Raw genomic sequence first — 13,217 nt, forward strand, 5'->3', positions numbered from 1 at the left:
ACCGGCCGGCCGGGTGTGCGCCGACCCCGTCCCCACGGTGCGGCGCGCGGGTGGACCGCCGTCATCCGCTCGGGCGACGGTCCACGTTCATCAGGTCCCGTTTCCTTCGGGAGCGGGCGGGGACGCGGGGATTCCGAGTGCCGGAAGCACGGCGCACTCGATGAAGCGGGCGAGGAAGGTGTCCTCCGGGTAGCGCCCCTCCAGGAGCGACCGGGCGCGCATGATGCCGAGCACCTGGGCCGCCACGTACTCGGCCGCGGGGTTGTCGGCCGCGATCTCGCCGCGCCGCACGGCGCGTTCGACCATCTCGTCGATCGAGGCGATGGCCGGGGTGATCAGCGTCGAGTGCAGGGCGCACAGCAGGTCGGGGTTCTGGAGGGCGGCGTGGCTGAGCGCGTGCATCAGCGCGGTGTCCTTGCCGGACGTGGCGTCCACCACCCGCGCCGCCTCGTGCAGGTCGCCGCTCAGGGTCCCGGTGTCGATGTCCGAGAACAGCGTTCTCCGTGTGCCGTGCAGCGCCGCCACGACCAGCTCGGGCTTGGAGCCCCACTGGCGGTAGAGGGTGGACTTCCCGCACCGCGTCCGCGAGGCGACGCCCTCCATGGTCAGGGACTCGTAACCACTCTCACGCAGGAGGTCCAGCACGGCGGTGTAGAGCTCCTGTGCCCGCTCCGGTGTGATCTTCGACCGGCGTGACGTGGCTGCTGACTCCTGCGCTGAACCGGGCGACGGCATCTGCTTCCCTCTCTGCGGCCCTGTGGCTGGGGATCCTCGATACGACAGTGTACCGATACGCCAGTGTACCGATACGCCGCCGTATCGGTACACTGGCGTATCGATACGGCATGGAGTCGCCATGCCGACGTCGTCACAGCGCATCGTCAGCAAAGGGGCACGGGGTGATGTACACCCGCAGGGAGCCTGCGGAGCGGGAGCCGGACGCATCGGCCCGACCGCCCCTCGTCCGGGAACTGCTTCTGACAGCCGGACTCTTCCTCGTCTACAAACTCGGCCGGCAGGCCGCGAACGGCCATGTCGATGAGGCCTTCCACAACGCAGGGGACGTCTGGGGCTTCGAACGAGCCCTCGGCCTTCCCGGCGAAGGAGCGGTACAAGGCCTCCTGCTGCACAGCCACACGCTCGTCCAGGCGGCGAACACCTACTACGCGACCGTGCACTTCCCGGCCACGGTGGCGTTCCTGGTGTGGCTGTACTGGCGCCGCCCGCGCCACTACGTCTGGTCACGCCGCGTCCTCGCCGCGCTCACCGGCGCCGCGCTCGTCCTGCACCTGCTCTTCCCGCTGGCCCCGCCGCGCATGCTGCACGCCGCCGGCCTCGTCGACACCGGACAGGTCTACGGCCCCACGGTGTACGGGGACACCCCGGCGACCGACTCGATGGCCAACCAGTTCGCGGCCATGCCCTCGCTGCACTTCGGCTGGGCCCTGGCGGTCGCCGTCGGGCTGATCGTCGCCACCCGCTCGCGGTGGCGCCTGCTGTGGCTGCTGCACCCGCTGCTCACCCTGGTCGTCGTGGTGGGCACCGCCAACCACTACTGGCTCGACGCGATCGCGGTCTCCGCCCTGCTCTCCGTCGCCTACGCCGCGCTGAGGCTGCCGCGTGAACCGGTCCTCACGCACCTGCCGTGGCCGGCGTCCTTCCCGGTCCAGCGCGGCTCCACGGAGCCGGCCTACGTGCCGTCGGAGTCCGCCTACGCACCGTCGGGAGCGCGCCGATGAACGCCACGCTCATAGCCGTCGCGCTCTCCCTCGTCTCCGCCGGCGCCTACGCGGCCGCCGCCGTGGCACAGGCCCGGCTCGCCGGCCGGACCGACCCCGCCGCCGGAGCGCTGAGCATGATGGGCCGCGGCGCCTGGTGGTCGGCGGTCGGCCTCAACGCGGGCGGTGCGCTGCTGCACGTCGCCGCGCTGAAGTACGGACCGCTCACCCTCGTCCAGCCGCTCGGCGCGCTCACGCTCGTCGCCGCCGTACCGCTCGGGGCCCGCTCCGCCGGCCGCCGGGTCAGCCGTACGGAGTGGCGCGGCACGCTCCTCACCCTCGTCGGCCTCGCCGCGCTGCTCCTGGCCGCGGGCGGCGCCGCGCCCCACGACACCCTGAGCCTCCCCGAGGCCCTGGGCGTCGGGGCCGTCACCATGGCCCTGGTCGCCACGCTCGGCCGCCCCGGCGCCCGGCCCGGCCTGCGGCACGCCGCCGCCTCGGGTATCACGTCCGGGGTCGCCTCCGCGCTCACCCAGACCCTGACGGTCGCCGCGACCGACCATGCGGGCCCGCTGCTGAGCTGGCGCCTGGTGACGGTGGCGGTGCTGGTCTCCTTCTTCGCGCTGGGCGGCCTGATGCTGTCCCAGACCGCCTACCGGGGCGGCCTCGGAGCCCCGCTCGCCGTCGTCACCCTCGCCAACCCGGTCGCCGCCGCCGCGATCGGCCTGATCCTCCTCGGCGAACGCGTCCAGGGCGGGGTCCTCGGCCTGATCCCGGCGCTCATCGGTGCCGCGGCCGCCGTCCAGGGCGTGGTCCTGCTCAGCCGGGCGCAGGCGCGCACCGCCGACGGGGCGCCACCGGACCCCGCCGGGCCCGCCCCCACGGCGGCCGTCACCAGGCCGCCGTCGCCGTCGAGGGTCGTCATCACCGCCCCGTCGGTCAGCGCTCCACGGCCCGCCGAGCCCCTGACGCTGCGCCCGGAGCCCGTCGGCACCGCGGGCGGCCCCGGCTAGGGCGTGGGAGCGTCCGGGGAGCCGCCCTCCGGTCCCGGGCCGTCCAGCTCGTCGATCGCCCTGGTCAGCCAGCCCGTCCAGAACGTCTCCAGGTCGATGCCCCCGCGCAGCACCAGACGGCGCAGCCGGTCCTCGTCCGCGGTCCGCTCCGGCGGGAAGTCCCGCCGCTCGATCTCCAGGTACTCCGCCAGCTGTTCCCGGTGCAGCGCCAGGTGCCTGCGCAGCTCCCCGGCCAGCCCCGGGGCGCCCACCACGGCGGCCGCCCGCATCCTCAGCAGCAGCGGATCGCGCACCGGCCGCGGATCCTCGGCGAGCGCCACCCACTCCCTCAGCGCCTCGCGTCCGGCGGGCAGCACCTCGTACTCCTTCTTCTGCCCGCGGGCGGGCCGCGCCGCCGGCAGCACCCGGATGTGGCCGGCCTGCTCCAGCTTTCCCAGCTCGCGGTAGATCTGCTGGTGCGTGGACGGCCAGAAGTAGCCGATCGACCGGTCGAACCTGCGCGTCAGCTCCAGACCCGACGACGGCTTCTCGAGCAGGGCGGTGAGGATCGCGTGCGGGAGTGACATGGTCAGCATCCTAGGGACGGCGCAGGCGGCGGCTCACAGCCCGGCGGCGAGCTCCGTGCCCTGGCGGATCGCCCGCTTGGCGTCCAGCTCGGCGGCCACGTCGGCGCCGCCGATCAGATGCACCGCGCGGCCCGCGGCACGCAGCTCCTCGTACAGCTCGCGCCGAGGCTCCTGACCCGCGCACAGCACCACGGTGTCGACCGGCAGCAGGTGCTGCTCGCCGTCCACGGTCAGGTGCAGGCCCTCGTCGTCGATCAGGTCGTACGAGGCGCCCGCGATCATCGTCACCCCGCGGTGGCGCAGCTCGGTGCGGTGGATCCAGCCGGTCGTCTTGCCGAGCCCGGCCCCGACCTTGCTCGCCTTGCGCTGGATGAGATGGACCGTACGCGGGGACTTCGGGCGCTCCGGGGCCCGCAGCCCGCCCCGGTCCGCGTAGTCCGTGTCCACACCCCACTGCCGGAAGAAGACCTCCGGGTCCAGGCTCGCCGCGTCGCCCCCGTCGGTCAGGAACTCGGCGACGTCGAAGCCGATGCCGCCCGCCCCGACGACCGCCACCCGGTCGCCGACCTCGGCGCCGTCCCGCAGGACGTCCAGATAGCTGACCACGCTGGGGTGCCCGACGCCGGGGATCGCGGGGGAGCGGGGCTCGACACCGGTGGCCAGGACGACCTCGTCGAAGCCGTCGAGCGCCTCGGGCGTGGCCCGGGTGCCGAGCCGGAGCTCCACCCCCTCCTCGGTGAGCCTGGTGCGGAAGTACCGCAGCGTCTCCGCGAACTCCTCCTTGCCGGGGACCCGGCGGGCAACGTTCAGCTGGCCGCCGATCTCGTCGGCCGCGTCGAACAGGGTCACCGCGTGCCCCCGCTCGGAGGCCGTGACCGCGCAGGCCAGCCCGGCGGGACCGGCGCCGACCACCGCGACGCGCTTACGGGTGCGGGTCGGCGAGAGCACCAGCTCGGTCTCGTGGCAGGCGCGCGGATTCACCAGGCACGAGGTGATCTGCAGGCTGAAGATGTGGTCCAGGCAGGCCTGGTTGCAGCCGATGCACGTGTTGATGGCGTCGGCGCGGCCCTCGGCGGCCTTGGCGACGAAGTCGGGGTCGGCGAGGAAGGGCCTGGCCATCGACACCATGTCCGCCCGCCCCGAGGCGAGGACCTCCTCGGCCAGCTCCGGGGTGTTGATGCGGTTGCTGGTCACCAGCGGCACGGAGACCGCGCCCCGCACCTTCTCCGTCACCCAGGTGAAGGCGCCGCGCGGCACCGAGGTGGCGATGGTCGGGATGCGGGCTTCGTGCCAGCCGATCCCGGTGTTGATGATGGTCGCCCCGGCCGCCTCGATCTCACGGGCGAGGTGGACGACCTCCTCCAGCGTGGAGCCGCCGGGCACCAGGTCCAGCATGGACAGCCGGTAGATCAGGATGAAGTCGGGGCCGACCCGCTCCCGGACGCGGCGCACGATCTCGACGGGGAAGCGGATGCGGTTCTCGTACGAGCCGCCCCAGCGGTCCTCGCGGTGGTTCGTCGCCGCGACGATGAACTCGTTGATCAGATAGCCCTCGGAGCCCATGATCTCGACGCCGTCGTAGCCCGCGCGACGCGCCAGCTCCGCGGCCCGGACGAAGTCCTCGACGGTCTCCTCGACCTCGTCGTCGGTGAGGGCGTGCGGGGTGAAACCGCTGATCGGGGCCTTGAGCGCGCTCGGCGCCACCAGATCGGGGTGATGGGCGTAGCGCCCGAAGTGCAGGATCTGCATCGCGATCCGCCCGCCCGCCGCGTGCACCGCCGCCGTGACCTCGCGGTGCTGCTCAGCCTCGGCCTCGGTCGTCATCTTCGCGCCGCCGGGGAAGGAGCACGCGCGCTCGCCGGGCGCGATCCCTCCGGTGACCATGAGGCCCACCCCGCCGCGTGCGCGGGCCGCGTAGAACGCGGCCATCCGCTCGAAGCCGCGTTCGACCTCCTCCAGACCGATGTGCATAGACCCCATCAGCACCCGGTTCGGGAGCGTGGTGAATCCGAGGTCGAGGGGGCTCAGCAGGGTGGGGTACGGGCTCATCCGGGTCTCCTCGCAGGTGTCGTCGAGCCAGTTGTAGACCACCCGTCCACCGTTGTGCAACTAGTTGCACAATGGCGTACGTCGCAGTCGCCGCAAGGCCCGGCGCACGGATGGCGTAACAGCACCCGGCCCGGCCGCCCGGTCCGGACGAGAGTGGATCCGTACGGCTCACCGCCACTGCTCCTCCCTGTCGTCAGGAGACACCCCATGGCCTGCATCAACCGGCGTGACCTCGGACTCCTCGCACTCAGGGTCGGCACGGGCGCCGTCCTGGCCGCCCACGGGAGCCAGAAGCTGGGCGGGTGGTTCGGCGGCGGAGGCATCGAGGGCACCACCGCAGCGATGGAGGCCATGGGCTTCCACCCGCCCAAGCACAGCGCCCTGGCGGCCGGACTCGGTGAGGCCGGCAGCGGGGTCCTGCTGGCGCTGGGCCTCGCCACCCCCGCGGCGGGCGCCGCCGCGGCCGGCACGATGGCGGGCGCCGTCGCCGTGCACGCGCCCGCGGGCTTCTTCGCCATGGGTGGCGGCTACGAGTACCCGGCGTTCCTCGGCTTCGTCGCCGCAGCGATCGGGGTGACAGGAGCCGGCCGCTACTCCCTGGACCACGCCACCGGGCACGTCCTCGACCGCCCGTGGGTCATGGCCCTCGCCTTCGCGGGTAGCGCCCTCGGCGCGGCCGCCGTGGTCGGCCGCCGCGCCAAGGGGCAGGCGGCGCAGGGCGATCAGCCGGACGAGGGCGCGTGACTTTCCCGCATTGATCGTCGTTTCAGGGGCATCCGGCAGTGCATGAATGCGAACGCACTGTCGATGAATGCACGCGGCCGGGCGAGACGAGCCTCCCGCAGCCGAGCCGTGGACGTGGGTGCCCGCGCGGGCTTCGTGGCGCGCGGGGTGATCTACGTCCTGGTGGGGACCCTGGCCCTGCGCATCGCCTTCTCCGACGGAGGCGGACAGCAGGCCGACCGCGGCGGTGCCATCGCCGAGATAGCGGGGAAGCCCTTCGGGAGCATCCTGCTGTGGGTTCTCGGGGTGGCCCTGGCGGGGATGGCGCTGTGGCGGCTGTCCGAGGCGTTCTTCGGCCAGGCCGGCCCCGACGGCCACAAGGCCGGCAAGCGCGCCGTGGCCGCGGCGCGCTTCGTGTTCTACGCCTTCGTGTCGTACTCCGTCCTCTCCTACGCGGCGGGCGACAAGGGCAGCGGCAGCGGATCGAGCGACCGGCAGACCGACGACGTCACGGCGCGGGCCCTCGAATGGACCGGCGGCCAGTGGATCGTGGGGATCGCGGGCGTCGGTGTGATCGGCGCGGGACTCTGGATGGCCTACCGCGCCCTCACCCGCAAGTACCACAAGCATCTGAAGACGGGGGAGATGACGCGGAGGAGCCGTCAGGCCGTCGACGTCGTCGGCGTCTTCGGCGGCACCGTCCGGGGCGCGGTCTTCGCGACGGCGGGCGGATTCGCCGTCGCGGCCGCGGTCCGGCACGAACCGGGCCGCGCCAAGGGCATGGACGACACCCTGCGCTCCTTCACCGAGACCCCCGCCGGGCCCTGGCTCCTCGTCCTCATCGCCATCGGCCTGGCCGCCTTCGGCCTCTTCTCGTGGGCCAACGCCCGCTGGCGCAAGATCTGACCCGGACGCGACCCCGGCCCGTCCGGGGTCAGTCCAGCCCCCGGGCCTCCTTGAACCTGGCCAGCCCCTCCGGGAGCGCGACGACGGGCTCCGGGTAGTCGTGGCGGGCGCGCTCCCGCTCCGGCAGTTTCCACGGCTCGTGCACGGCCGGCCCCGAGATCCCCGCGAGCTCGGGCACCCAACGGCGTACGTACGCACCCTCCGGGTCGTACCGCCTGGCCTGCGTCACCGGGTTGAGCACCCGGTTGGGCCGGCTGTCCGTGCCCGTCCCCGCCACCCACTGCCAGTTCAGCTGGTTGTTCGCGATGTCCCCGTCGACGAGCAGCTCCAGGAAGTGACGCGCCCCGGTGCGCCAGTCCACGTACAGCGTCTTGGCGAGGAAGCTCGCGGTCAGCAGCCGCCCCCGGTTGTGCATCCAGCCCTCGTGGAGCAGCTGGCGCATGGCGGCGTCGACCACGGGATAGCCGGTGCGGCCCTCCTTCCAGGCGGCCGTGTCCTCCTCCGCCGACCGCCCGGTCCGCCAACGGTCCTGCCGCGGACGGTAGTCCGAGCGGGAGGCCGCCGGGCGGGCGGCCAGGACCTGGTGGTGGAAGTCCCGCCAGCACACCTGCCGTACGAAGGCCTCCGCGCCCGGACCGCCGGCGGCGCGGGCGCGGTGGACCAGCTCGGTGGGGGAGAGCGTGCCGAAGTGGAGGTGCGGCGAGAGCCGTGAGGTGGCGTCGCCCGCGAGGTCGTCGTGGCGGTCCTCGTACGCCGCGAGCCCCTGACGTCGCCACGCCGCGAACAGCCTGCGCCCCTCGGTCTCCCCGCCCTCGGCGAGCTCCGGCGACAGCCCTCGTACACCGGCCCGCGACGGCAGGGCGGCGGACCCGAGCCCCTGCGGGACACGCACGGCGCGGGGGGCCCGGAACGGGGAGCGGAGCCCTTCCCCGGACCACCGGCGGAAGTACGGGGTGAAGACGGCGAAGTGGTCCCTGCCCGCCCCCGACGGGACCACTCCGCCCGGTGCGACCACCGTGCCCACCGCGTCGTGCACGCTCAGCCGGCAGCCCACGGACGCGAGGGCCTCGCGCAGCCGCTCCTCCCGGCGCTGTGCGTACGCGCTGACGCCCGCCGCCACATGGAGCGAGTCCGCCCCCGCCTCGGAGGCGATCCGGGCGGCCTCCTCGGCCACCTCTCCCTCACGGAGGATCAGGCGCCCGCCGCGCTCCCGGAGTCCCGTGTCCAGGTCCCGGAGGCAGTCGGCCAGGAACGCGCGCCGGTTCGGAGCGGCGAACCCGGCCGCCTCCACCCCGTCGTCCAGCACGAACAGGGGCACCACCTCGTCGGCCGAGGCGAGCGCCGAGTGCAGCGGCGGATGGTCGTGCAGCCGCAGGTCCGAGGTGAACAGGACGATCGCCACCGTCATGCCGCACCACCCGTGGGTCCCCGGCCGGCGGCCAGCGCGATGTTGCGCGCCATCCCGCCGAAGACGACCGCGTGGAACGGCGACACGCTCCACCAGTACGCGTGACCCAGCAGCCCCGACGGATGGAAGACGGCACGCTGCCGGTACCGCGAACCGCCGCCCTCGCGCTCCTCGACGTACATCTCCAGCCAGGCCAGGCCCGGCAGCCGCATCTCCGCGCGCAGCCGGAGCAGCCGGCCGGGCTCGATCTCCTCGACCCGCCAGAAGTCCAGCGAGTCCCCGACCCGCAGCCGCTGGGCGTCCCGCCTGCCCCGGCGCAGCCCGACCCCGCCGACCAGCCGGTCCAGCCAGCCCCTGACGGCCCAGGCGAGCGGGAGGGAGTACCAGCCGTTCTCACCGCCGATCCCCTCGACGACCCGCCACAGGGCCTCGGGTGAGGCGTCCACGTCGCGCTCGCGCACATCGGTGTAGAGGCTCCCGCCCGCCCAGTCCGGGTCGGTGGGGAGCGGATCGCTGGGAATGCCCGGGGTGGAGGCGGAGGACCACCGGGTGGTCACCCTCGCCTCCCGCACCCGCTGCAACGCGAGCGAGAGCGCCGTGGCGAAGGAGAACGGCTGTCCGGGGCCGTCGGGGACATGGTCGGCGATGTCGTGTTCGTGGCAGACGACCTCGTAGCGCAGGGACTCGGCCAGCGGGCGGGCGATCGAGGCGGGCACGGGGGTGACCAGCCCGACCCAGTGGCTGGACAGGCCCGGTGACAGCATCGGCACCGGCAGGATGACCCGGTGCGGGAGCCCGGCCACCTCCGCGTACTTCTGCATCATGGCGCGGTACGTCATGACGTCGGGCCCGCCGATGTCGAAGGTGCGGTTCACCTCGGCGGGCATGCGCGCGCTGCCCACGAGGTAACGCAGGACGTCCCGTACGGCGATGGGCTGGATCCGGGTCGACACCCAGCTCGGGGTGACCATGACCGGGAGCCGCTCGGTGAGGTAGCGCAGCATCTCGAAGGAGGCCGAACCCGAACCGATGATGACCGCGGCGCGCAGCGCGGTCGTCGGCACGGCCGAGTCGAGCAGGATGCGCCCGACCTCGGCGCGCGACCGCAGATGGGCGGAGAGCTCCCGCTCGGGGACACCGGCCGGGGTCAGCCCGCCCAGATAGACGATGCGCCGGACGCCGGCGGCCTCGGCCTGCTCACCGAAGACGCGTGCCGCCTCGCGGTCCGTCCGCTCGAAGCCCGCCCCCGAAGTGAGCGCGTGGACCAGGTAGTAGGCGACGTCGATGTCGCGCATCGCCGCGCCCAGGGACTCCGCGTCGGTCACATCCCCCTTGGCCACCTCGACCTGGCCCGCCCACGGGAGGTCCCGCAGCTTCTCCGGGGTCCGCGCCAGACAGCGCACCCGGTGGCCGGCCTCCAGGAGTTCGGGGACGAGGCGGCCCCCGATGTATCCCGTCGCGCCCGTCACCAGACACCGCAGTCCGCCGCTGTCGTCCTTGCTCTCCATGACCCCTCGCTCCGGCTCGTGTCTCCTTCTCTCCACGGTGCCCCCTGCGGGGAGATCCACCGGTCGCGAGGATGCGGACACGCCGAAGCCCACCCCACCGGGTGGCGGAGCGGGCGGGGTTCAGCGAGGTCCGGGCTTCTCCGTGGCCGTACCGCGGATGACGCGCGGGTCGTGCGCTCCGCCGGCCGGCGGGTCCGCCGGGACGGTGGGGGAGACGCCGTCGGACTTCAGGGCCCGCGCCTCGCTCTTCAGGATCCGGGCCGACTTGCCCAGGGAGCGGGCGAGTTCGGGGAGCTTCCTGGCACCGAAGATCAGGACGACGATGATGAGGAAGATCGCGATCTCGCTGATTCCGAACATGACGGCTGTCTTCTCCCTGAATGGGTGTGAGGCGCTCTCCCGGTGGCCCCGGGCATCGCGGGACCTCGGCGGCGCGCCAAATCTACAGCACTGTAGAAGCCGGCGGCAGGGCTTCTCCGGCCAGGTCCGGGCGCTCGCCGCCCCCCCTTCCCCCGCGTCGCCCGTGGCCGGCATGCGCCCGCCACGCGCAGTCGCGCGCGCCCTAGGATGGGGCGGTGGACAGTGCAGACGACCCTCGCGACGGACCGAACGCGGATGCGGCGGCCGGGGTGTCGGAGCTCCAGGCCGTCGCCGTGGAGCTGCGCCGGATGAACAGTGAGGTCAACCGGCTGATCCACGCCTTCGCGCACGCACAGGGACTGCACGCGACGGATGTGCACGCGCTCGGCGCGATCCTCGACGCCGAGACACCTCTGACGCCGGGCCGGCTGCGGGAACACCTCGGGCTGACGTCCGGCGCGGTCACCGCGTGCCTCGACCGGCTGGAGCGTTCGGGGCACATCAGGCGCGCGCGGGAGAGCGCGGACCGCCGTGTCGTCCATCTGTACTACGAGCCGGCGGCCAAGGCGGTCGCGCGTTCGTTCTTCATGCCCCTCGCGCAGGCCGCGGCCGGTGCCTGTTCCGCCTCCGAGCCCCAGGAGCTGGAGGCCGCGCTCCGCTTCCTCGGCCGGATGAACGGCGAACTCGTCCGCATGCAGGTCCCTCGCCGCTGAACCGCCCCGCCGGTGGGAGGGTGGATCGTGCCCCCATGTAATCTCAATCGTTGAGATACATCATGATTGAGAGATCGCGGCCGACCCAGGAGTGCCATGTCCACCGCATCGAGGCCGGTCCGCCGGCTGGTCCTAGTCCCTGTGTTCCTCGTCCTCGCCTGGCTCGTCGTCGGGGGCGCGTTCGGCCCGTACGCCGGGAAGCTCGGGGAGGTGGCCACCAACGACCAGGCCGCGTTCCTGCCGCAGAGCGCCGAGTCCACGCGGGTCATCGACGCCCAGAAGGCCTTCAGCAAGCAGGAGACGGTGCCCGCCATCGTCGTCTGGTCGTCGGACGGCGGTGAGAAGCTCGGCCCCGAACAGCAGAAGGCGGCGACGGCCGCCCTCGCCTCGGCCGAGGACGGGCCCGGAGTGGCCGGCGGGGTGAGCCCCGCGCTGCTGTCCGAGGACCGCAAGGCACTGGAAGGCGTCGTCCAGCTCAGGCCGGACCTGGGTGACGAACTCCCCGACGCCCTCGCGCACATCCGGAGCGCCGCGGAAGGCGTCCCGGGGACGGTGGTCGGGATCGCGGGCCCCGCGGCCTCCCAGGCGGACCTCTCCGACGCCTTCGCCGGGATCGACGGACTCCTGCTGGGCGTCGCCCTGGTGACCGTGCTCGTCATCCTGCTCCTGGTCTACCGCAGCGTCCTGCTCCCGCTGATCATCATCATCGGCGCGGTCTTCGCGCTCGCCGTGGCCTGCGCGATCGTCTACGTCCTGGCCGACCACGACATGGTCCGGGTCGACGGACAGGTCCAGGGCATCCTGTCGATCCTGGTCATCGGAGCCGCCACCGACTACGCGCTGCTGCTCACCGCGCGGTTCCGCGAGGAACTCGGCCGCCGGCCCGACCGGTGGACCGCGATGCGTGCGGCACTCCGTGAGTCCGCCGGGCCGATCACGGCCAGCGCCGCGACCGTGGCCCTGGGGCTGCTCGCCCTCCTGCTCAGCGACCTCACCAACAACCGCGCGCTCGGACCCGTGGGTGCCATCGGCATCGTCTGCTCCGTGCTGAGCGCCCTCACCTTCCTGCCCGCCGTCCTGGTGCTGCTCGGCAGGGCCGCGTACTGGCCGTCGGGCCCCAAGAAGGGGCAGGCGGAGCCCGATTCGGGCTCGAAGGGGATCTGGTCGAGGATCGCGGGGCTGGTCGACCGCTCCCCGCGCAAGGTGTGGGCCGTCACGCTGATCGGTCTCCTGGCCTGCGCCGCCTTCATGCCCACGCTGAACTCCAAGGGCGTACCCCTGAAGGAGATCTTCGTCAACGACGCGCCGTCCGTCTCCGCGCAGGAGACCCTGGGCCGTCACTTCCCCGGCGGATCCGGGAACCCCGCCGTCGTGATCGCGGACGCGGACCGCTCGCGGCAGGTGGTCGCCGCCGCCGAGAAGGTGCCCGGGGTCGCGAACGTCTCGCTCATGACGGCCTCCGGGCGCCCGGGCGGCGGGGAGCCGCTCGTGGTCGACGGCCGGGTCCGGGTCGACGCCACCCTGACCGACGCCGCGGACAGCGACGCGGCCAAGAGGACGGTGACCCGGCTGCGCGAGGCGGTCCACGCCGTTCCCGGCGCACAGGCGCTCGTCGGCGGCTACACCGCCCAGCAGTACGACACCCAGCGGACCGCCGAACACGACCGCAACATCATCGTGCCGGTGGTGCTGGTCATCATCCTCGTCATCCTGATCGGCCTGCTCCGCTCCCTGCTGATGCCGCTGATCCTGGTGGCCACGGTCGCGCTCAACTTCCTGGCCACGCTCGGCGTCGCGTCGCTGGTCTTCGAGCACGTCTTCGGCTTCAGCGGGACCGACTCCTCCGTACCGCTGTACGGATTCGTCTTCCTGGTCGCCCTCGGTGTGGACTACAACATCTTCCTGATGTCCCGGGTCCGCGAGGAGTCCCTGATCCACGGCACCCGGCAGGGCGTGCTGCGCGGACTGACCACCACGGGCGGGGTCATCACCTCGGCGGGCGTCGTCCTGGCGGCCACCTTCGCCGCCCTGGGCGTGATCCCCCTGGCCTTCCTGGTCCAGGTCGCCTTCATCGTCGCGTTCGGCGTCCTGCTGGACACCCTCGTCGTGCGCTCGCTCCTGGTGCCCGCCCTGGTCATGGACATCGGGCGTACCGCCTGGTGGCCGGGGGTGCTGAGCCGGGCACCGCAGGAGGAGCCGGCGGGCCGCCGGGAGTCCCAGCCGTAGGGCGGCGGGTGTGTCCCGGTGGGACAG

Annotated in this window: 12 protein-coding genes; 6 read left to right on the forward strand and 6 right to left on the reverse strand. The window is 73.1% G+C overall.

The features are described from left to right. Window positions 1-90: 90 nt before the first annotated feature. Complete coding sequence (locus JKV81_RS15715; RefSeq protein WP_202076418.1) at window positions 91-735, reverse strand: TetR/AcrR family transcriptional regulator; 645 nt, start codon at window positions 733-735, stop codon at window positions 91-93. 164 nt (window positions 736-899) lie between these two features. On the opposite strand from JKV81_RS15715, the gene JKV81_RS15720 reads away from it, so the two are divergent. Then, on the forward strand, window positions 900-1,739 hold the full coding sequence (locus JKV81_RS15720) for a phosphatase PAP2 family protein (protein WP_307820546.1): 840 nt from the start codon (window positions 900-902) through the stop codon (window positions 1,737-1,739). After that, window positions 1,736-2,731 (forward strand): DMT family protein, encoded by a 996-nt coding sequence (locus JKV81_RS15725; protein ID WP_202076419.1) that lies wholly within the window; start codon window positions 1,736-1,738, stop codon window positions 2,729-2,731. The genes JKV81_RS15720 and JKV81_RS15725 overlap by 4 nt, the downstream gene beginning before the upstream one ends. Here JKV81_RS15725 and JKV81_RS15730 read toward each other — a convergent pair. Both JKV81_RS15730 and JKV81_RS15735 read right to left on the reverse strand, forming a co-directional pair. After that, window positions 2,728-3,297: a PadR family transcriptional regulator gene (locus JKV81_RS15730; protein WP_202076420.1), complete on the reverse strand. Its 570-nt coding sequence runs from the start codon at window positions 3,295-3,297 to the stop codon at window positions 2,728-2,730. The two genes, JKV81_RS15725 and JKV81_RS15730, sit on opposite strands and share 4 nt — an antisense overlap. 33 nt (window positions 3,298-3,330) lie before the next feature. Further along, window positions 3,331-5,346 (reverse strand): NADPH-dependent 2,4-dienoyl-CoA reductase, encoded by a 2,016-nt coding sequence (locus JKV81_RS15735; protein ID WP_202076440.1) that lies wholly within the window; start codon window positions 5,344-5,346, stop codon window positions 3,331-3,333. A 207-nt stretch (window positions 5,347-5,553) separates the two neighbouring features. On the opposite strand from JKV81_RS15735, the gene JKV81_RS15740 reads away from it, so the two are divergent. Further along, window positions 5,554-6,090 (forward strand): DoxX family protein, encoded by a 537-nt coding sequence (locus tag JKV81_RS15740; RefSeq protein ID WP_129259803.1) that lies wholly within the window; start codon window positions 5,554-5,556, stop codon window positions 6,088-6,090. Window positions 6,091-6,153: 63 nt separating this feature from the next. Beyond that, window positions 6,154-6,975 (forward strand): DUF1206 domain-containing protein, encoded by an 822-nt coding sequence (locus JKV81_RS15745; protein WP_372444174.1) that lies wholly within the window; start codon window positions 6,154-6,156, stop codon window positions 6,973-6,975. 28 nt (window positions 6,976-7,003) lie between these two features. Here the strand turns inward: JKV81_RS15745 and JKV81_RS15750 are convergent, their stop codons facing one another. From JKV81_RS15750 to JKV81_RS15760, 3 genes are all read right to left on the reverse strand, one after another. Next, window positions 7,004-8,383 (reverse strand): cryptochrome/photolyase family protein, encoded by a 1,380-nt coding sequence (locus tag JKV81_RS15750; RefSeq protein ID WP_202076422.1) that lies wholly within the window; start codon window positions 8,381-8,383, stop codon window positions 7,004-7,006. After that, window positions 8,380-9,891, reverse strand: a complete 1,512-nt coding sequence (locus JKV81_RS15755; RefSeq protein ID WP_129259805.1) for an SDR family oxidoreductase — start codon at window positions 9,889-9,891, stop codon at window positions 8,380-8,382. Before JKV81_RS15755 ends, JKV81_RS15750 begins: the two co-directional genes overlap by 4 nt. A 120-nt stretch (window positions 9,892-10,011) precedes the next feature. Next, a complete protein-coding gene (locus tag JKV81_RS15760) occupies window positions 10,012-10,251 on the reverse strand; it encodes a twin-arginine translocase TatA/TatE family subunit (RefSeq protein WP_124279060.1) in 240 nt (79 codons plus the stop codon). 215 nt (window positions 10,252-10,466) lie between these two features. Between JKV81_RS15760 and JKV81_RS15765 the strand changes: the two genes are divergently transcribed. After that, window positions 10,467-10,964, forward strand: a complete 498-nt coding sequence (locus tag JKV81_RS15765; RefSeq protein WP_241748336.1) for a MarR family winged helix-turn-helix transcriptional regulator — start codon at window positions 10,467-10,469, stop codon at window positions 10,962-10,964. 96 nt (window positions 10,965-11,060) lie between these two features. Continuing rightward, on the forward strand, window positions 11,061-13,190 hold the full coding sequence (locus tag JKV81_RS15770) for an MMPL family transporter (RefSeq protein WP_202076423.1): 2,130 nt from the start codon (window positions 11,061-11,063) through the stop codon (window positions 13,188-13,190). The last annotated feature ends 27 nt before the right edge of the window (window positions 13,191-13,217 follow it).

The organism is Streptomyces silvae (assembly GCF_016745505.1).
Classification (GTDB): domain Bacteria; phylum Actinomycetota; class Actinomycetes; order Streptomycetales; family Streptomycetaceae; genus Streptomyces; species Streptomyces silvae.